Origin of the sequence: Streptomyces gamaensis (assembly GCF_042656465.1) — a bacterium.
Taxonomy (GTDB): Bacteria; Actinomycetota; Actinomycetes; order Streptomycetales; family Streptomycetaceae; genus Streptomyces; species Streptomyces gamaensis.
The window spans coordinates 91526-109570 of record NZ_JBHSPB010000018.1 but is presented as its reverse complement, the minus strand read 5'-3'; the positions used below and the strand labels follow the sequence as shown (position 1 = coordinate 109570).

General features: G+C 64.3%; 16 protein-coding genes, 1 tRNA gene and 3 pseudogenes. 13 read left to right on the top strand and 7 right to left on the bottom strand.

What is annotated here, in order from left to right; all coding sequences use genetic code 11:
* Window positions 1-147 precede the first annotated feature (147 nt).
* On the top strand, window positions 148-582 hold the full coding sequence (locus ACFP1Z_RS25760; protein WP_390319868.1) for a hypothetical protein: 435 nt from the start codon (window positions 148-150) through the stop codon (window positions 580-582).
* 70 nt (window positions 583-652) lie between these two features.
* Here ACFP1Z_RS25760 and ACFP1Z_RS25755 read toward each other — a convergent pair whose 3' ends face one another.
* Complete coding sequence (locus tag ACFP1Z_RS25755) at window positions 653-1486, bottom strand: NAD(P)H-dependent oxidoreductase (RefSeq protein ID WP_390319867.1); 834 nt, start codon at window positions 1484-1486, stop codon at window positions 653-655.
* 97 nt (window positions 1487-1583) lie between these two features.
* Between ACFP1Z_RS25755 and ACFP1Z_RS25750 the strand changes: the two genes are divergently transcribed.
* Window positions 1584-2552: a helix-turn-helix domain-containing protein gene (locus ACFP1Z_RS25750; protein ID WP_390319866.1), complete on the top strand. Its 969-nt coding sequence runs from the start codon at window positions 1584-1586 to the stop codon at window positions 2550-2552.
* Here ACFP1Z_RS25750 and ACFP1Z_RS25745 read toward each other — a convergent pair.
* The 3 genes from ACFP1Z_RS25745 to ACFP1Z_RS25735 are packed head-to-tail and all read right to left on the bottom strand — an operon-like array spanning window position 2482 to window position 3441.
* Window positions 2482-2682 carry a DUF1737 domain-containing protein gene (locus ACFP1Z_RS25745; protein ID WP_390319865.1) on the bottom strand — a complete coding sequence of 67 codons (201 nt, stop codon included), beginning with the start codon at window positions 2680-2682 and terminating at the stop codon, window positions 2482-2484. The two genes, ACFP1Z_RS25750 and ACFP1Z_RS25745, sit on opposite strands and share 71 nt — an antisense overlap.
* Before the next feature lie 13 nt (window positions 2683-2695).
* Window positions 2696-3214, bottom strand: a complete 519-nt coding sequence (locus ACFP1Z_RS25740) for a DUF7848 domain-containing protein (RefSeq protein WP_390319864.1) — start codon at window positions 3212-3214, stop codon at window positions 2696-2698.
* The gene (locus ACFP1Z_RS25735) at window positions 3211-3441 is read right to left on the bottom strand and encodes a hypothetical protein (protein ID WP_390319863.1); all 231 of its coding nucleotides are present in this window, start codon (window positions 3439-3441) and stop codon (window positions 3211-3213) included. The genes ACFP1Z_RS25740 and ACFP1Z_RS25735 overlap by 4 nt, the downstream gene beginning before the upstream one ends.
* A 682-nt stretch (window positions 3442-4123) precedes the next feature.
* On the opposite strand from ACFP1Z_RS25735, the gene ACFP1Z_RS25730 reads away from it, so the two are divergent.
* The 10 genes and pseudogenes from ACFP1Z_RS25730 to ACFP1Z_RS25685 all read left to right on the top strand — a co-directional run bounded on the left by ACFP1Z_RS25730 (window position 4124) and on the right by ACFP1Z_RS25685 (window position 15359).
* The gene (locus tag ACFP1Z_RS25730) at window positions 4124-4882 is read left to right on the top strand and encodes a GntR family transcriptional regulator (RefSeq protein ID WP_390319861.1); all 759 of its coding nucleotides are present in this window, start codon (window positions 4124-4126) and stop codon (window positions 4880-4882) included.
* A 641-nt stretch (window positions 4883-5523) separates the two neighbouring features.
* A pseudogene (locus ACFP1Z_RS25725) lies at window positions 5524-5763 on the top strand (DUF1156 domain-containing protein); the annotation flags it as partial.
* Between the two features lie 672 nt (window positions 5764-6435).
* Complete coding sequence (locus tag ACFP1Z_RS25720; protein WP_390319905.1) at window positions 6436-7518, top strand: hypothetical protein; 1083 nt, start codon at window positions 6436-6438, stop codon at window positions 7516-7518.
* A gap of 110 nt (window positions 7519-7628) precedes the next feature.
* The gene (locus tag ACFP1Z_RS25715) at window positions 7629-8897 is read left to right on the top strand and encodes a hypothetical protein (protein WP_390319860.1); all 1269 of its coding nucleotides are present in this window, start codon (window positions 7629-7631) and stop codon (window positions 8895-8897) included.
* 4 nt (window positions 8898-8901) lie between these two features.
* Window positions 8902-10869 (top strand): SNF2-related protein, encoded by a 1968-nt coding sequence (locus ACFP1Z_RS25710; RefSeq protein WP_390319858.1) that lies wholly within the window; start codon window positions 8902-8904, stop codon window positions 10867-10869.
* 143 nt (window positions 10870-11012) lie between these two features.
* The gene (locus ACFP1Z_RS25705; protein ID WP_390319856.1) at window positions 11013-11813 is read left to right on the top strand and encodes a protein NO VEIN domain-containing protein; all 801 of its coding nucleotides are present in this window, start codon (window positions 11013-11015) and stop codon (window positions 11811-11813) included.
* Window positions 11814-11858: 45 nt separating this feature from the next.
* Window positions 11859-12691: pseudogene (locus ACFP1Z_RS25700) on the top strand (IS5 family transposase).
* Between the two features lie 88 nt (window positions 12692-12779).
* Window positions 12780-13481 (top strand): annotated as a pseudogene (locus ACFP1Z_RS25695) (AAA family ATPase); the annotation flags it as partial.
* Window positions 13478-13825 (top strand): helix-turn-helix domain-containing protein, encoded by a 348-nt coding sequence (locus ACFP1Z_RS25690; RefSeq protein WP_390319854.1) that lies wholly within the window; start codon window positions 13478-13480, stop codon window positions 13823-13825. The pseudogene ACFP1Z_RS25695 and the gene ACFP1Z_RS25690, both read left to right, overlap by 4 nt.
* Window positions 13826-13841: 16 nt before the next feature.
* A complete protein-coding gene (locus ACFP1Z_RS25685; protein ID WP_390319903.1) occupies window positions 13842-15359 on the top strand; it encodes a LacI family DNA-binding transcriptional regulator in 1518 nt (505 codons plus the stop codon).
* Between the two features lie 118 nt (window positions 15360-15477).
* Here the strand turns inward: ACFP1Z_RS25685 and ACFP1Z_RS25680 are convergent.
* The 3 genes from ACFP1Z_RS25680 to ACFP1Z_RS25670 form a co-directional block, all read right to left on the bottom strand.
* Window positions 15478-15551 (bottom strand) — tRNA-Pro (locus ACFP1Z_RS25680).
* Window positions 15552-15594: 43 nt separating this feature from the next.
* Complete coding sequence (locus ACFP1Z_RS25675; protein WP_390319852.1) at window positions 15595-16353, bottom strand: Pr6Pr family membrane protein; 759 nt, start codon at window positions 16351-16353, stop codon at window positions 15595-15597.
* An 82-nt stretch (window positions 16354-16435) separates the two neighbouring features.
* Window positions 16436-17365: a metallophosphoesterase gene (locus ACFP1Z_RS25670; RefSeq protein WP_390319851.1), complete on the bottom strand. Its 930-nt coding sequence runs from the start codon at window positions 17363-17365 to the stop codon at window positions 16436-16438.
* 163 nt (window positions 17366-17528) lie between these two features.
* On the opposite strand from ACFP1Z_RS25670, the gene ACFP1Z_RS25665 reads away from it, so the two are divergent.
* A complete protein-coding gene (locus tag ACFP1Z_RS25665) occupies window positions 17529-17993 on the top strand; it encodes a GatB/YqeY domain-containing protein (RefSeq protein ID WP_390319849.1) in 465 nt (154 codons plus the stop codon).
* Window positions 17994-18045: the final 52 nt, after the last annotated feature.

Here is an 18045-nt window from a genome sequence, read left to right as displayed (position 1 = left end):
TCGTGGGGACTACGCGGAATGATGCCCCGGCCATCGATTCCGGAGTGGCCTTGACTGGAGACAACCCCGCAAAGGGGGCGAAACGCATCCAGCGTTCAGTGACCACACTCCGAAACGAACCCGCACCCGAGCGTGAGGTGAAGCGCTGTGAAGGCCATAGCCAGAACCCACCGCCTGAGGACCGCCACGATCACCGCCGCCGCCTGCACCGCGCTGCTGGCGGGCGGTGCCGCACCGGCGATCGCCGTGACCCCCGCGGCGACCGGGACCGTCGTGACGGCCGTCGGGCAGACGGTGAACGCCAAGACCGCCAAGGAGTCCATCACCGTCAAGGCGAGCGCCAAGTCCGTCAAGCACGGCGAGACGGTCACGCTCTCCGGCAAGGTCATGAACATCAAGGACGGCAGCAAGCTCACGGTCCAGCACAAGAAGGGCAACAAGTGGACCACGCTGCACGCCAGCACGACCGTCAAGCACGGCGCCTACTCGACCAAGGTCAAGCTCAACAACAAGGGCACCGAACACCTGCGGGTGGCCCACGGCAAGACCGTGTCGAAGGACGTGACGGTCAAGGTCACGTGAGGAGCCGTCGACCACGTCCCGGCCGACGGGGCGAGCCGGCCCGTACGGCCCGTCCCGTCACGCCCGGCCGTCACCGACCGGGACGGACGCGCGGTCGCACGTGCAGATCCAGCCCGCCGGTCCCCGGTGCCTCCACGCCCGGCAGCAGCCGCATGTCGCGTCCGTAGTCGCCGCCGACGAGCGAGCGGTACGGCACCGGCTCGTCCGTGAACAACCCGTCCAGCCGCCGCGCGAACTCCTCCCGGGCCGCCGCGAACCGCTCCTCCGGCAGGTCGTTGGAGCCGTACACCGCGAACGGCTCCAGCGGCGCCATCCCGGTGAACCAGAACAGGCCGTGCTGCAACGGGTGCAGGACGTCCGCCAGCCGCCCGTGGATGCCCCGTTCCGAGAACGCCGACTCCCGGGCGCCGAGCGTCACCGACACCAGCGCCCGCCGCCCCGCCAGGGCGCCCTCGCTGTACGGCGGCGGCACCGCCGGGCCGTAGCCGAACCCGGACGTGAACACCCGGTCGATCCAGCCCTTCAGAATGGCCGGCGCCGAGAACCACCACATCGGGAACTGCAGCACGACCGCGTCCGACCACCGCACCTTCTCCTGCTCCTGTGCGATGTCCGGCGCCAGTCTCCCCGCCAGAGTGGCCCGCTCCGAGGCGGACATCACCGTCAGCCGCCGGTCCGCAATGTGGTCCGGGAAGTCGTCGGCGTCCAGCGTCGCCTTCCACTTCATCGCGTACAGGTCGGACACCCGCACCTCGTGCCCTGCCGTGCGCAGGTGCTCGACCGCGAAGCTGGTGAGGGAGGCGTTGAGGGAACGGGGCTCGGGGTGGGCACTGACGACAAGGATCTTCTTCTGCGCGTGGTGCGTGCTCTGGACGTTCTGCAAGTTCTGCGTGCTCGCGGTCATGCCACCACGATCTCCGGGGCGAGCGGGCGCAGCCAGTACCCGGTACGGCCGGTGGACCGGCGGTCCTGGTACTGAGAGGGCCACCCATACTGGGTCCATGGAAGAGAACGAGCGCACTGCCGGCCGGATCGACGGAGTCGGGGACACCCGCCGGGCGCTCGGCGACTTCCTGCGCGCCCGCCGGGGACGCGTCGCGCCGGAACACGTCGGCATCGCCGCCGGAGCCCGCCGCCGGGTGCGCGGGCTGCGCCGCGAGGAACTGGCCCAACTGGCCGGAATCAGCGTGGACTACTACGTACGCCTCGAACAGGGCCGGGCCACCCAGCCGTCCCCCGAGGTCCTCGACGCCCTCGCCCGGGCACTCGGCCTCGACACGGCCGAACGCACCCACCTCGGCACCCTGGCCGGGACCCGACGCGGCGAGGCGCCCAGGACCCGGGTCAGCCCCGCCCTGCGCCGCATCCTGCGCTCCCTTACCGACTGCCCGGCCTTCGCCACCAACCACCGTCTCGACGTGCTCGCCTGGAACCCCCTGGCCGCCGAACTCCTCGGCGGCCTCGCCGACCCGCCCCGCCGCGACCGCAACCAGGCCAGATACCTCTTCCTCGACCCCGCCTCCCGCACTGTCTTCCCCGACTGGCAGACCCGCGCCACCGAATCCGTCGGCCAACTGCGCGTCTCCGCGGGCCGCTACCCCGACGACACGGAACTGACAGCCCTCATCAACGAACTCTCCGCGCACAGTGCCGAGTTCCGCCGCATCTGGTCCACCGGCGAAATCGTGATGTGCGCGGGAGGCCGCAAACCGATCCACCATCCGGCCACGGGCGTACTCACCCTGGACTACGAGACGTTGCACGTCCCGGCCGCACCCGGCGAGACGGGCGTGGTGCTGCACGTGCTCAGCGCCGACGAGGACAGCGAGGAGGCGGCGGCATTGGCCGGGCTGGGCGCGAACGAACCGGTATCCGGTCGTGGTCCGGTCGCGAGAATCGCTACTCCTGACGGTGCCGCGACAGCGTCCGCCAGACCAACGCCTGGGCGACGATCACGTTCTCACCGTTGAAGGTGACGGCGGGACCTCCGTGCAGTTCGTAGCCAAGACCGATCGCTTCGCTCACGCGTCGGCAGAACGTGGCGTCGTCAGGACCGGTGATGACTCGGTAGACAGGCAATCCGTTCGGCGGTGTGCTCATGCCGACAAGGATCTCAGCACGGGTGTGCGGGGCCCGCAGCGACCGTGAAGAACTGGTGAGTCAGCACCTCGAAACGCAGATGGTCGGTCTCCTGCGCGTGCCGCAGGAGCCACTCGTGCACTCTCTTCGGGCTTGACGTCATGGAGCACTGCTGCGCGCAGACGGTGCACTCGCCTGCGTACTGCGCGCTGACGGCACAGTCGGGCGACAGCAGCCAGTGAGAGCGCGTACCGGTAGCGGTGTGCGGGGTGATGTGCAGACGCGCACCCCGGCTGACGGCTACGCGAAGAACATCGCGCAGTGCGTTCACCAACGGCCTGACGAGGTAGTGCATTTCATCCGGCTCGGAACCGTCACGTGCGAGCAGTTCCTCGGTGTGCGCGAGAAGCCCGGAAGCCCGGTCGAGCTGGTCCTCCTCGGCACTGTCCGCCACCCGGTCGGACAAGCCGTCACTGTCTCGCGTGTTCAGGTAGCACGGAGCGCCGCCCGGACCGCTCCACGGGAGCAGCCGCGGGCTGTCTGCGTCGGTCATCGTGAGCCTCCGCCGGGTGGTTGGTGCAGACGCATGGCGAACAGCCGGGTACCGGTGCGCATGTGCAGGGATGCACCCGAGTCGGCACACAGGCGCTTCCCGCCGTCCGGGAGTTCGTGGACGTGGTCCACCGCGAACTGCTGGTCGCCGACCTCTATGAGGTCGCCATGGCGGACGGTGGCGGGGGAGACCTCGACGAGGGTGAGGGCGGCGTACGGGCTGGGCATCAGGTGCCCCTCACGACAGCCCAGTTGGGGTTGGCCGACCGGTGGCACGGGCAGCCGCATCGTTCGTAGGTGACGCCTGGCACCGGCCGAGAGATGGCGTGTTCTGCGGCAGTGCATTGCTTGTGCTCACCGGTGAGGCACGGGACGGACAGATGCGGGGTTGGTGGCGGCAGAGCCTGCTCCCGGGTAGGCGGGTTCGTACGACGGAGCGGGCGGAACATGCTGATCAGCTCCTCATGGTCGGGGGTCGCCCCCCAGAAGCGGTGTGATCCCCCCTGGGGACTGTTTGTTGACGGCGGCCCATACGACATGACCTCTTCTGCTGTCCCGGACGACTCCCCACCGGTCCGCAGCTGCGAGAGCTCGCAAGAGCTCTCGCAGCGGCCCGGGGAAGAGGGGCACTGGAACGTTGGCCTCGATGCGCACATGTGTCCCGTGATCGACCACCCACGGCGTGCATCCGGCACTCATGAGGTGGGCGGCGATGTGGTTGACGCGAGCGTGAGACGAGGGGCACAAACGCGTTCCTCCGTCGTTGTGCGGCACTGACTGCGGAGCGGCGCCCACGACGGTCCTGGGCGTTGGAGCCTCGCCTCGGGCAGCAGCGTAGCCCAGATTGAGAAGTTAGGCGTCTAGATTGGATAGGTCCCCCAGAAAGGTGTTACGGGCCTAGATTTGCCGCATGCGACAGCAGCCTCCGCCCTACCGCCGTTTCGCCGAGACGCTCCGGAAACGCATCGAGAGCGAGGAGTGGAAGCCCGGTGAGCGCCTGCCCTCCCGCGCCCGGCTGGCCGAGGAGTGCGGAGTGACCGACGCCGTCGTGCGCCGCGCGCAGGAGTGGCTCATTGCCGAAGGAGTCCTGACCGGACGCGCGGGATCAGGCACCTACGTGGCCGCCTGGCGCGACCGTGTGCGTGTGGTCCGTTCACCCGAACGAGAGCAGGCCGGTCAGGCGCCGTTCTACGCGGACATGGCGGCGCTGGGTAAGCGGGGGACGTCCGAGAGCCGGACGGACGGCATGGTGCCCGCGACGCCCGATATCGCCACGCGCCTCGGCATCGCGGAGGGCGACTACTGCGTACGTACCTCGTACGAATACTTGGCGGACGGGAAACCGGTTCAGCTCGTGACGAGTTGGGAGCCGTACAGCCTGACGGCCGGGTCCTTGGTCATCCTGCCCGAGACAGGACCGTTGGCCGGCGCCGGCGTGGTCCGTCGCATGGCGGAGATCGGCATCACGGTCGCGGAGGTAGAGGAGCGGCCGGAAGCCGGACACGCGCATGCCGAGGAGGCGAACCTCCTCGGCATCCAAACGGGCACCCTGGTCACGAGAGTTCGGCGCACGTACTACAGCGACGACGGTCGGGCGGTGGAGACCGCGGACATCGTCATGCCCGCCTCCCTGTGCGAGATCATCTACAGGTTCCCGGTCACGCGTTGACCGGGGCCGTCCAGGGAAGCGTCCGTCAACCGCCCTGGATCTGCTCCTGCGGCCCGGCCCGGAAGCTTTAGGTGGTTCATCCTCGGCGGAGGGCTGTGCCTCGCCTGGCCCCCAGGCGTCTCCCTTGCGGACGTCGCAGCCAGTGGGCGGCCGGCCTGGAGGTTCCCTGCCACGTGTTCGTCGGCCAGTGAGACTGGCTTGATGCGGGCGAGGGTGGCCGACCACGGGTCAGGCCAGTCGGCGGCCGGGCCGATTGCCCCGTAGCGCAACGGGCAGATCCACTGGTCGCGTCCGAATGCCCAGGGGCTTCCCCTGGGAAGCATCGGTGTTGAGGGCGCCGCAACCACGGATCAATCCCCTGGAACGGGCGGGAACCCATACACCACTTCCGTGGACGCGACCCGCGCCAGGCTGCGCAGACAGAGCCCGGCGACTTGCTCACTGTGCGTAACATAGTGGGTCGATTCGGTAGTCACGTCCGCCTCTCGTGGTGTCGCGCGCGCTCCGGACGGTCGGCACGACCGCTTTGCTCCCCTGGCAGATCTTTGAAGGGCTATCCTGCAAGAGGTTAGGACGCTGTGCGACTCGGAGCACCATGACGGCATCTGGAGTCTCCACCAGCTGGTAGTAGAAGATGGAGAATGATGACTCTGGATGTCGCCGCAGGTACGCAGCTCAGGTTCTCGGAGTACCTAACAGATCTTGCGAGCGTTCCCGAACCAGGTGCCTCCCTCATCGAGACCTGGTTCCCGGCCCGCGAACTCTCAGAGTTGATCGCGAAGGACCGGCGGGTGCGGGATCCTGCGTACGCTGCGCATCGTTGGTGGGCTCGTCGGCCGCCGGCTCTTCTGCGCGCACTCCTCCTTGCGACGGCCCTTCCTCCCAGCACGAGTGAGCAAGAGTTCTGGAGCAGGTACGCGTCCGAGGACCACCACCTAGCTGGTCTCACTGTCTATGATCCGTTCATGGGCGGAGGGTCGACGCTGGTAGAGGCCCAGAGGCTCGGGGCTTTCGTTATGGGGTCGGACGTCGACCCTATGTCTGTGCGCATCGTGCAATCGGAGCTCACGCCTGTTGACGGCAAGCAACTGCGAGCCTACGGAGACCAGCTTCTTCGTCACCTGCGCTCAAAGTTGTCCTGGCTCTACCCGTCGGAGCCTGATGTCCAGCCCCTTCATTACTTCTCGGTTGCCGAGGTACGATGCCCGTCGTGCAGCGAAACAGGTGCGCTATATCGCAATCTGGTCCTCGTCCGAGACCCGAAAAAGGTTGGTGCCGTAGTACGTGACCATGCGCTGACAGTTTTCTGCCCCATCTGTTGGACCCTTCATCACCTGGACTCAGCAGATCGAAAGGAGATCGTCTGCTGTGGCAAGCGGTCCCGAATTGGCTCTGGAACCTATAGGGCAGCCGCATATCACTGCCCGTCATGTGGCCAAACGTCGACCCACCGTGAGCTCAAGACCGGCGTAGCGCGACGGCGGATCGTTGCTGTGGAAGAGACTCAGGTAAACGGGCGTCGCAGGCTCCGTATGCCCGATGAAGCTGACGCTATGAGTGAGCTTGAAGCGGCGAGGCAATGGAAACTGCAGCGGAATATTCTTCCGCGCCCTCAGGGGGAGATCAGGGCGATCCGATCGGATGAGCGGCCGCGCAGTTTCGGAATCACCTCCTACGAGGAACTGTTCACTCCACGTCAGTTGCTTGTACTTGGGCATGCCTTCCAATGGATTCGCGAAAAGGTGCGTGAGGAGAGAATCCGGAGGGCGCTTGAACTTGCAATCTCTAACTCCCTCGCAACCAACAATAAGTTGTGCGGCTACGCTACGGACTACGGGCGGCTTTCTGCTCTCTTTTCAGTGCGTGGTTACTCAATTCCAGCGCTGATGGTAGAGCTGAATCCCCTGCACGACACTGCGGGGCGCGGGACCATTGCGGCATGTATAGAGCGTGTCGCCAAGTCGGACTCGAAGCAGGTGCGTCGCCACATCTGGGATTACCAAGCGAATCAGCCCGTCGCGAACACGTTCGCGTTCGAGCGCGCAGAGGGAGATAGTTGGGTCGGCCTTAAGAACGCCGCGTCTGCTTCCGGAATCGACTCAATAAAAAAGGTTGATGTAGCGGTATTTGATCCGCCATACTTTGACTTTATCGCCTACGATGAGCTGTCTGAATTCCATCGAGCATGGTTTGGAGAGTTGGAACTCGCGGGCGAACCTCTACTGCCAAAATCTGAAGACCCAGTACGGTCTTTCGGCTCCCAGCTGGGCAGATCCCTAAACGAGATGGTCAAGCGAGCACGAGGTAATAAGCCGTTCGCGTTTACTTATCATTCCTCGAATCCAGAAGCCTGGGAAGCCGTAGGGTTGTCCTTGGACTATGCACAGCTCGCAGTCACACAACTTTGGCCCGTGCGAAGTGACGGGCACATGGGGCATCACAGCAATCCGGGGAATTGCGAGTGGGACGTTGTTGTCGTCTGTAGGCCGCAGGCCGGAACAGCCAAGCTTCGGTTCGTGGATGACGTTGACTCGTGGATTTCACATATGAAGCCTCTACATGTTAACGAGGCGGACGTTCGAAATTTCCGCTTCGCGATTCAAATGGCGAAGTCACGCTTCGCTAAGGCTTTGTAGACGAGCGGGTACATACGACACCTGGGGGGCAAATGCGTAGTAACTCAGCTGAGCGGGCACACATCATTGCACGGGAGAAGTCTGCCACTAGCAACAAGGTGCGGCTCTGGGTGCAAGATGAGTGGCGCAGTTTCGATGTCTATCGCGTCCCTGTTGAGGGATTGCTGCTCAACGCGGATAATCGACGGTTCCGCGCCGAACGAATGTGGGCCGAAGAGCACCTCGGTCGCCCTCTTGACCCTGAGAATAATCCGACAGATGAGCTCTCGATCGAGTCTCTTCTGCTGGACGCGTCTCATAGGGTCGAAAGCGACCAAGTGGTTGGAAAGCCAACTGGTAGTGCAGAGTCCCTGAAGAACGATTGGCTCCGGCGGAAGCAAGAGTCACCGCTGTGGATTCGTCCCGATGGTACCGTTCGGAACGGTAACCGCCGCCTTTCTATGATTAAAAGGCTTCAGCGTGAAGGCGGGGCGACGGGACTGGGCTGGGTTGAAGCCATTATTCTGCCCGTCGGCGAGATTAACGAAGCAATACTGCTGGAGATGGAGCAGAGAGAGCAGCTCACCGAGAATTTCAAAGTTCGCTACAACGACATCGACTACCTGCTCGCACTGCGTGAGGCCGCGGAGAATCGCGAAATCGAATGGTTCGATCGAGATAGTGTCGAATCGGTGGCTGGGGCCCTTCAGACTATGGTCGAGAAGTCGAAGGGAGAGGTTCTGCGCGATCTTTATGCCGTAAAGTACATGGATATCTTTCTTGAGGACTCAGGACAAGTCGGTGAGTACCATAGGGTATTGAAGACGCTTGAGCGATTCCGGGATATTGGTCGCATGATGCTGCAGATTGAAGGTCAGTATCCCCTGGAGGAAGAGAAGATCCTTCAAACGCTTTTTGCTGCCGTCCGGTCCGGAAAGACGCATTTGGATATCCGTGAAATGCGGACAATGTTTAAGCAGGACAAACGTCGATTTGACCGGTTGGCGGAGACTGTAGCTGAAGCGGAATCTGGATGGGAGCTTTCGGCGGGACCGTCCCTTTCGAACCCGGGATCTTCCGTGCCGAGGAACCGAGACGCCGCTGACGACGAAATCGAAGAGGATTCCGATCAAGAAGGGCCTGGGCCGGAGGTCGTCGATTATCCAACGAGTCAAGTGGGTAGCGCAATCGATCTAGCCATCGACGGATTCGCGGCATCGCGACAAGACGATGTGGTACAAGTCTTGCACGAAGTGTGTAACCGCCTTGAGGTACTCGGGGATAAGGAGCGTCTAAGCGCTGCGCTCACGGGCGATGACGGAGCCATGGTCAAGAAAAGCCTGAAGCAGATAGTCGAGTGGGCGGACTGCAATAGGCACCTGACGACTACGGAGGCCTAACCACATGGAGCGCCTCGAAAAGGTCACCTTGCATTATGAGGATGGCGATCTACTCGTACTTAGCACGACGCTAACGGCTGATCGCAGAGCTCGCCTGTTCTTCCGAAGTGTTCTCGGAGCTAAATCGCTAGAAGAACAACGTGGTTACCGCTGTCCCCGGAGACGGCTAAGCCTCCCTGCTTTGACCCTTAGGGTTTATGATTGGCTTTCTGCCAACGGCTGGGAAGTGGCAGGTGCAGGTGATGTAAGTACCACAGTCAGCCTGGAGCTGGAACGCCGGCGCAGCTTCGTGCGAACTAAAAAGGCTGCTCTAAAACAAAAGATCGAGGGCTCCGAGTTTGACTTTTCACGGGTTGATGTGGCCTTGCAAAATTTTGGGTGGTCAGCCGATAGAACATTGCGGCCACATCAGCGAATCGGAGTAGCTCACGCACTGACAGCGATCAATGTCGGCAACTTTTCTGTCCCTGGTGCTGGAAAGACTACGACTACTCTTGCCGCCGCTGTAACGCACCTGCAAGCTGGGACAGTTGACGTTATTGTAGTGGTTGGTCCTCTGGCGTGCTTTGATCCCTGGGAGAAGGAAACTCGTGCTGCGATTGGGTCCTTGATCCGGACCCGCCGAGTGCGTGGTACCGCACGCCAGCGACAAGTCACTTATCAGCAGGTCAGGGCGAACGAGCTTCTACTGCTCAGTTATCCCACTGCGGCGGCTGACCAAATGTTGCTGCTGGATCTGTTCAACCATCATGACGTGATGCTAATCGTGGACGAGTCGCATCGCGTGAAGAGGTTTCGCGGGGGAGTCTGGGCTCCAGCACTGGTGGAGCTCTCCAAGAGGGCGAAAGTGCGCATAGTCCTTTCGGGAACACCCATGCCACAGTCAGGGAAAGACCTCTTTACCCAGCTTAGTATTTTGTGGCCCGATGGCCAGTTGACGGGTACGAGAGAAGCCTTTGCAAGCCGCGTTGAGAGCGATTTCGATGATATTGTCCGCGACGTCATGCCCTTCGTCTCGCGCACGCCTAAATCGGCGCTAGGACTCCCTCCCTACCGTATCCATCACCACCCTGTGGAGCTGTCGGGAATCCAAGCAGAGATCTATGAGCTGATCGAAAATCGTTTCCGGCAGAGGATTGCAGACGCAGTTACCTGGCAGGATAAAATTGAGAGCCTTCGACGGGGTCGCCCGATCCGTCTTTTGCAGGCTGCTGCGAATCCTTTGACCTTCTCTTCCAAGGACGCCTATTTCCGACTTCCGCAGATGGAGGATAGAGCGCCAACGCTCATGGAGCGTCTCGTTAGCTATGGCTTTTCAGACGAGATTCCGGCAAAGTCGGCGGCCGCAATTGAGTTGATTCGCTCGATAGTGAATAAGGGAGAAAAAGTTGTCTGCTGGAGTAACTTCGTCGTCAACCTGGATCACTTTCGAAGTCTTGTGACTCAGACTCTCGGAATTCCATGCTATCAGATCGACGGCCGGGTACCCGCAGGTCAAGATGCATTGCATTCTGGTTCAAATTCTACAATAGAGTCAGCTGAAGGCGACGATACTCGCGAATCTATAATTGAGAGGTTTCTGCGGGAAAGTGGGCCTGCGGTGTTGGTCACCAATCCCGCTTCGTGTTCAGAATCTATCTCTCTGCACTCGTCGTGTCACAACGCCATTTATCTCGATCGAACCTATGACTGTGCCATGTTCTTGCAGTCTATCGATCGAATTCATCGACTGGGTCTGCCGGCGGACGCAACGGTAAATGTTCACATCATCGATGCTTTGATCGATGGTCGGCAAACGGTAGATGCCCTGGTCGAGGCTTCCCTGGCCTCAAAGTCGCAGCGCATGCAAAAGCTGCTTGAGGGTGCAGAACTGCTTCCCATCGAGCTATCGGAGGACCCGTCGGTTGATGCGGAAGGCGATGAGGAGGATCTGGAAGCGCTTCTACGCTACTTGTTGGGCCAGGACATATAATGATTCAGGACCTCAGTAGCTGGATGACGGGTGTGAGAGTTGATCGGTTGCCGATAATTCTCACAGGAATCCGTAGGTACCCGCCCCCGGGAATCAGTGTCACAAAGGTGCACAGATATTTCTGGCGTCAGTGCGGTGGTCCGATGGCTGACATCCCTGTACTCGTTGATGTCTTGGTTCAGATTGGGCTCGTAGAAATCAACGAAGGTCGATTGCGGCCTACGAAGACCGGGGTTCGGGTTGCCACCCAGGACCATCAGGTGGGCGGAATACTCCTCGCGGAGACGTTGATCCGGTCGGGTATATTCTCGGGTCAAATTCGGCGTCTTTTTGAGGTAAGTGAGATAGATCCAACCGGATCTCTTGTGTGTTCCAGGGATCTTGCGGTGGGTGTTGCGCCTCAGCTGACTGGGATCCTTCGTCGTTTTAGCGCTGTTTCGTTCACAGATAAACTGCGGGTGCATGCCGGCCTTGTATCCGAGTTGGACGGTTTTTGGTCTCTGTTGCCGATGGCGGTGGGGCCTGAGCTTGATTTCAAGAAGGATATGGGGAATCGCGGAGAGCTCTACAGTTATCAGTACTGTCGCACGCAGGCCGCGGACGGTACCAAAGTGCGGTGGGTGGCGCGCGATGACGAGACTCTAGGATATGATATTGAAGATTTGAACTATAATCCTAAGCGGAGAATTGAGGTGAAGGCTAGCGGGGAAGAGAAGGTGCGCTTCTTCCTTAGCCGGAATGAATGGAATGTGGCTCGTGAACTTGGAGATGCTTACGAGGTGCATTTCTGGGGTGGTGTATCCCTTAAGGTTGAAGCTCAAGAGGAATTCGGTAAGTTGACGAGGCGAGGATATCCTTTGATATTTCGAGGGCTTAGCTCCTTGCTGGATTCCGGTGCTTTGTCTGCAGTTCCCACGCAATATCTTGTGATTGGCAACGGCTAACGCAATGAGGTAGGTCGGCGCTGATGGCCATGTCCGGAGCGGGAGTTGAGCGTTCGGCCCGGTGTTGGGGACATCGCCATGGACCGTGTCGGAGGGGCTGTGGGACCGCTTGGAGCCTCTGCTGCCGCAGCGTGAACGCCGCTTTCGCTCTCCGGGCCGTAAGCCGCTGCCGGGCCGGGATGTGCTGTGCGGGATCCTGCACGTGCTGTATACCGGCCTCCAGCGGGGCTACCTGCCCAGGGAACTGGGCTTCGGCTCGGGCATGACCTGCTGGCGTCGCTTGCGGGACTGGAACGAGGTCGGCGTCTGGCAGCGGGTGCACGAGGTCCTGCTGGCGGAGCTCAACGCGGCTTCACGGCTGGGCTGGTCCCGTTGCGTGGCCGGCTCCTCGCACATCAGAGCCCAAAAAGGGGGGAGCCACACGGGTCCCTCGCCGGTCGACCCGGGCCGGGCCAGCTCGAAGCACCACTTGATCATCGATGGGGACGGCACCCCGCTCGCGGTCCTGCTGACTGGCGGCAACCGTGGGCGACGTCGCCCAGATGCTGCCCCTGCTCGATGCGATCCCGCCGGTCCACGGCCGGGTGGGGCGTCCCGGCCGCAAGCCCGATTCGCTCTTCGCCGACCGTGGCTACGACCACGACATCTACCGCGACCAGGTCCGCGCTCGCGGCATCGTGCCTGCCATCGCCTGCCGTGGTATGCGGCACGGCACCGGCCGGGGTACCTACCGGTGGGAGATCGAACGCAGCTTTGCGTGGCTGCACGGCTTCCGACGTCTCCGGATCCGCTGGGAACGCAGGGCCGACATCCACGAAGCCTTCCGCAAACTCGCCTGCTGCATCATCACCCACCGTCAACTCGGCTCAGTGTGTTAGTCGTTGTAAGACTGAGCGAGCCCTGAGGGCCTGGGCTCCCGTGAGGTTGGTGTAGGGGTCTCTGCTCAGCTCGTAGGAGGACACCCCGCGCCGTCTGCAGACCCGCATGCGCAAGATCCTCGGCAAGGACCGGGCGCCCTCCACGCTCACGCTGGCGACCTCGTGTCCGTCGCTGCCGCAGGGCGGGGGAGAGGCCATCGCGCAGTGGATCGAGCGCACCCCCAGCGCGCGCATGGTCGTGATCGACGTGTTCGCCAAGATGCGCGGCCCGTCCGCCCCCGGCGCCTCTGCCTACGACGCGGACTACGCGGCCGTCGGGCACGCCAAGCGCATCGCGGACCACTACGGGATCGCGCTGGTCCTGGTCCACCACGTCCGCAAGGCAGGCTCGGACGACTTCCTCGCCGAGGTCTCCGGCACCAACGGTCTCGCCGGGGCGGCGGACGCCACGCTCGTCCTCAAGCGCTCCCGGGGCCAGGCCGACGGCGTCCTTCACGTCACCGGCCGCGACGTCGACGAAGCCGAGTACGCGCTCCGCTTCTTCCCCGAGGCCGGTGCCTGGCAGCTTCTCGAAGGCCCTGCCGCCGACCACACCATCGGCGACACCCGCGCCACCGTCCTGCGCCACGTCCGCGAACACCCCGGCGCCAAACCGAAGCAGATCGCCGAGGACACCGGCCTCGACCCGGCCCTCGTCCGCCAGACCTGCGCCCGAATGGCCAACGACGCCCAGCTGATCAGGAAGGCCGGGGGATACGTCGAGCCCGGTGACGAGGGGGGAGAGGCATGAGCAGTCACAGCCGTCACGGTGTCACTGATGTTGTCCTGCCGCGCCTCTTCCATCCGGTGGAAGTGGCCAAGGCCCTCGGCTGCTCCGAGTGGTGGGTCAAGGAGCAGGCTCGCCGTCGCCGTATCCCGTTCACAAGGGTCGGCGGGTCCTACCGCTTCACGGCCGAGCACTTCGCCGAGATCGTTCGTGCCTTTGAAGAGCTTCCTCTTCAGCCCATTCGGCACGTATCCGACCCTGATCCAGTGCGGCTGCACCAGGTGCGCGGTGCCGAACCGGTCGTGCGCTTGAAGGCCCGGCGTCCGCGCCGCGCCCTCAAGTTCCAGTCGCCGAATGTGGCTTGCTGAGGCCGGGGGAGAGTACGTGGGATTCGCGGAGAGGCGCGGAAACTACTGGCGCGCCCGGTACAAGATCGCGCCTGGCAGGCACAACACGGTGCTCGACGCCGGGGGCAAGGCAATGAGGTTTGCCACCAAGCGCGAGGCCAAGCGTGCTGCAGATGCGGCGGAGATCGAGTTCCGCCGTGGTGACTGGCGTGACCCTTCCTTGGGACAGGAGACCTTCGGCGAGTACGCCAGTCGCTGGTACGAGAACCAGGACTTGGCCGCATCGACGATGCAGAACTACAGGAGGCATATCGAAGAGCATCTACTCCCTGCCTTCGAAGAGAAGGCGCTCGCCGGCATCCTTCGCACAGACGTCGACGCTTGGGAGAAGCAAGAAAAGGCCGCTTACGCGGTGTCGAGCGTCAAGACCTGGCGCTCGACGCTGCACCTCATTCTGGCTGATGCCGTGGACGAAGGGCTCATCGTCTCCAACCCCGCTGTTAAGCGGCGTGGCCGGGGCAAGCGTGCCGGTCGCTCGCGGGGGCGTGGCCCCGAGAAGGTCGTGACGGATGCGCTTGGTGTAGTGCTGATTGCCGAGCGCATGGCCCTGCTCTCTGGCCGTGACGACGAGTTTGTTGCTGTGGTCCTCAAGGGCTTTACGGCCAAGCGGTGGGGGGAACTCGTCGGGCTTGAGACGGAGTTCGTCCGTCCTGGAGCCATCCGGATCGAGTGGCAGCTGTACGAACTCGACTCCGGCGAACTGGTCAGGTGCCCGCCCAAGGACGACAGCTACCGTACCGTCGACACCCCGGACTTTCTGACGGCGTTGGTCGTCAATCACATCGCCCGCACGAAGCCGACTCCTTGTCCATGCCATGGCAGGGTGTACGTCTTCCGGGGGCTGGGGGCGGCCCGCACCAGCAAGCACAACGGTGTGAAGCTCATTGACGTCGCGCGTCACGCCGGTGTTTCTACGGGCACTGTGTCGAACGTCCTCAATCACCCCGACCGCGTGACCTCCTCCACGCGCATGCGGGTGGAGGAGGCGGTTGAGGCCCTCGGCTTCGTACGGGGCGGCACTGTGTCGGAGCACGCGCCGCATTGGCGCCGGAACGGCTTCGCGACGTGGCTGTTCGCTCCGGCCGTCTCGGGTTGGTACCCGAAGAAGGCTCCGCAGGAGGCACGACCGGTACCACTGCTCGGCGAACCTTGGCCGGGCGTGCCGGTACGGGGGCGCAATGCCTCCGGGCGGGCGGACGCGTGCTGGGTTCCGGTCGCGAAGGGACTCACGCCTCACGGCCTCCGGCACACGCACCGGACGATCATGGAGGAGCTGGGTACGGAGAAGGTCCTCATGGACGAGCGTATGGGCCATATCGACGGGTCGGTCTCGGCGCGATACGCCCACGTGACTCCTGCCATGCGGAGGCGGCTCATGCTCGGGCTCACCGAACTGTGGGAGGCGGCACTCGACGCGCGGCTGGCGATGTGCCCGCGGTCGCCGGTGCGCGTGCTCGATGAGCTCTTGCAGGCACGCCTGCTGACACGAGGCTAGGCGCCGCTTGGGAGCCGGGTTCCGAAGTCGGCTCCCAAAAGGCTCCCAAGGAGGTCCAGAAACGAGTGAGAGCCTTGATCGACTCAGTCGATCAAGGCTCTCACCTTGTGTTTCTCTGTCGGGGTGGCGGGATTTGAACCCACGACCTCTTCGTCCCGAACGAAGCGCGCTGCCAAGCTGCGCTACACCCCGATGCTCCGAGCTCTACATTCCGTAGCCCCCGGTGCAACGAGCTCTACTTTAGCGGACGGGCGCCCGGACGTGAAATCCGGTTCGAGAGGGGGTGCGGGTCGGGGCGGAAGCGGTCGAGGAGGAAGAGGGCCAGGGCCAGGGACCAGAAGGCGAGGCCGAAGGTCACGGCGTTGGTGAGGACGCCGGTGTAGCCGTGGAGGTCGACGTCGAGGAAGGGGTAGGGGTAGCGGCCCTCGGTGCCGGGGGTGAGGAGGGCGCCTCGGGTCAGGGCGAAGGGGAGGTAGAGGAGGGGGTAGACCAGCCACTGGCCGGTGAGGGCGAGGGTGAAGCGGGCCGGGGCGGTCAGCAGGAGCCAGTCGAGGGCGGCGGCGATCGGGGTGACCGTGTGCAGGAGCTGGTTGGCGATCGACTCCAGCGTGGTGCGCTGGGCGGTCATCGAGAAGCCGCTCGCGTCGTTGTCGAGGACGAAGTGGAAGACCAGGCCCGTGATGCTGATGTAGAGCAGCGCGGCCCCGGTGAGCCGGGGGGAGAGCGGCGGGCGGGCGGTCCAGGCGCGGTACGCGGACCAGGCGAAGACGACGGCGACCAGGATGTTGGACTGGATCGTGAAGTAGCTGAAGAGGCGGCCGAGGTCGTGCGAGTCGATCGCGTCGAAGACGATGCCGGTGAGCGCGGCCAGGGCGACCAGCGCGCGGAAGGCGGCCGCAAAGGGGCGGCGGCCCATCGGGACCACGGCCGCCGCCGGGACGCGCGCGGCGCTCTTCGTGGTGGTGCGCAGGCGGGAGGAGGACGGGTCGATCATCCCCCCACCGTACGGGGGTGCGGAGGCGGTACGGGGAGGATGCCCCGTACCGGCCCGTATGTCCGGTCGGTGCTATGCGTCGCTATGCGTCCCGTTCCGTCAGCGTGATCAGCGTCGCCTCCGGCGGGCAGGCGAAGCGGACCGGGGTGTAGCGGTTCGTCCCGCAGCCCGCGGAGACGTGCAGGAAGGCGGTCCGGCCGCCGGCGCGGTGGGTGGACAGGCCCTTGACCCGCCCGGGGTCGATGTCGCAGTTGGTGACGAGCGCCCCGTAGAAGGGCACGCAGAGCTGGCCGCCGTGGGTGTGGCCGGCCAGGATCAGCGGGTAGCCGTCGGCGGTGAAGGCGTCCAGGACGCGCAGGTACGGGGCGTGGACGACGGCCATGGAGAAGTCGGCGCCCTGCTGCGGGCCGCCGGCCACCTCCGCGTACCGGTCGCGCTTGATGTGCGGGTCGTCGAGGCCGGTCAGGGCGATCTCATAGCCGTTGATCTTGAGGGTGGCGCGGGTGTTGGTGAGGTTGGCCCAGCCCGCCGCGTCGAAGCCGTCGCGCAGCTCCTCCCACGGGTTGTGGATCGCGCCGACGGCCGGGGCGTTGCCGTTGAGCCCGTGCCGGCCGCTGGCCCGCTCCAGCAGATAGCGGGCGGGGTTGCGCAGCTTCGGCCCGTAGTAGTCGTTGGAGCCGAAGACGTACGCGCCGGGGAACTCCAGCAGCGGGCCGAGCGCGTCCAGCGTCTCGGGCACGGCGCCGGGGTCGGAGAGGTTGTCACCGGTGTTGACGACGAAGTCGGGGCGCAGGCCGGCGAGCGACTGCAGCCAGCGCTGTTTCTTGCGCTGTCCGCCGACCATGTGGATGTCGGAGACCTGCACGATCCGCAGCGGCCGCATGCCGCGCGGCAGCACGGGCACGGTCACCCGCCGCAGCCGGAACGAGCGGACCTCGAAGCCCGCGGCGTAGGCGAGACCGGCCGCCCCGACGGCCGTGATTCCCAGGGGTACTCCGTATCGCGCGCGCATGCCCCCATGGTCGCAGACCCCGGCGACGGACCGGTCACGGCCTGTGGACAACCTTGCACAGAGGGGGAGTTGCCCGGTCGCAGGCCGTCCGCGTCGGGGCCCCGGCGGCCCTCCGGGCCGTTAATTCGCGGCGCTCCCGCCTCCCGAATGCGAAGATTGCGCCATGACCACGCTGAAGTCCAGGCTCCAGGACGACCTCACGAGCGCCATCAAGGCGCGTGACGAACTGCGCTCCTCCACCCTCCGCCTCACCCTGTCCGCCATCGGCTACGAGGAGACCTCGGGCAAGAGCGCCCGTGAGCTCTCCGACGACGAGGTCATGAAGGTGATCACGCGCGAGGCGAAGAAGCGCCGCGAGGCGGCGGACGCCTTCGACAAGGGCGGCCGGGCGGACCAGGCCGAGCGGGAGCGCGCGGAGGGCGAGGTGCTCGCCGCGTACCTGCCGAAGCAGCTGACCGACGAGGAGCTGGCCGCGCTCGTCGGCGAGGCCGTGGCCGAGGCGAAGGCGGCGGGTGCCGAGGGCCCGAAGGCCATGGGCGCCGTCATGAAGATCGTGAACCCGAAGGTCGCGGGCCGCGCCGAGGGCAGCCGGGTGGCCGCCGAGGTCAAGCGCCTGCTGGCGGGCTGAGCCGGCGCACGGGTACGTACGTACGCGCAGGGGCGCCCGGACCGTCGCGGTC

Bases quoted from the DNA above. Each gene is read 5' to 3' on its own strand.
- ACFP1Z_RS25690 (WP_390319854.1), top strand. From the start codon at position 13,478: ATGAGCAGTCACAGCCGTCACGGTGTCACTGATGTTGTCCTGCCGCGC.
- ACFP1Z_RS25750 (WP_390319866.1), top strand. From the start codon at position 1,584: ATGGAAGAGAACGAGCGCACTGCCGGCCGGATCGACGGAGTCGGGGAC.
- ACFP1Z_RS25665 (WP_390319849.1), top strand. From the start codon at position 17,529: ATGACCACGCTGAAGTCCAGGCTCCAGGACGACCTCACGAGCGCCATC.
- ACFP1Z_RS25710 (WP_390319858.1), top strand. From the start codon at position 8,902: ATGGAGCGCCTCGAAAAGGTCACCTTGCATTATGAGGATGGCGATCTA.
- ACFP1Z_RS25755 (WP_390319867.1), bottom strand. From the start codon at position 1,486: ATGACCGCGAGCACGCAGAACTTGCAGAACGTCCAGAGCACGCACCAC.
- ACFP1Z_RS25740 (WP_390319864.1), bottom strand. From the start codon at position 3,214: ATGACCGACGCAGACAGCCCGCGGCTGCTCCCGTGGAGCGGTCCGGGC.
- ACFP1Z_RS25735 (WP_390319863.1), bottom strand. From the start codon at position 3,441: ATGCCCAGCCCGTACGCCGCCCTCACCCTCGTCGAGGTCTCCCCCGCC.
- ACFP1Z_RS25720 (WP_390319905.1), top strand. From the start codon at position 6,436: ATGAGTGAGCTTGAAGCGGCGAGGCAATGGAAACTGCAGCGGAATATT.
- ACFP1Z_RS25705 (WP_390319856.1), top strand. From the start codon at position 11,013: ATGGCTGACATCCCTGTACTCGTTGATGTCTTGGTTCAGATTGGGCTC.
- ACFP1Z_RS25675 (WP_390319852.1), bottom strand. From the start codon at position 16,353: ATGATCGACCCGTCCTCCTCCCGCCTGCGCACCACCACGAAGAGCGCC.
- ACFP1Z_RS25670 (WP_390319851.1), bottom strand. From the start codon at position 17,365: ATGCGCGCGCGATACGGAGTACCCCTGGGAATCACGGCCGTCGGGGCG.
- ACFP1Z_RS25730 (WP_390319861.1), top strand. From the start codon at position 4,124: ATGCGACAGCAGCCTCCGCCCTACCGCCGTTTCGCCGAGACGCTCCGG.
- ACFP1Z_RS25745 (WP_390319865.1), bottom strand. From the start codon at position 2,682: ATGAGCACACCGCCGAACGGATTGCCTGTCTACCGAGTCATCACCGGT.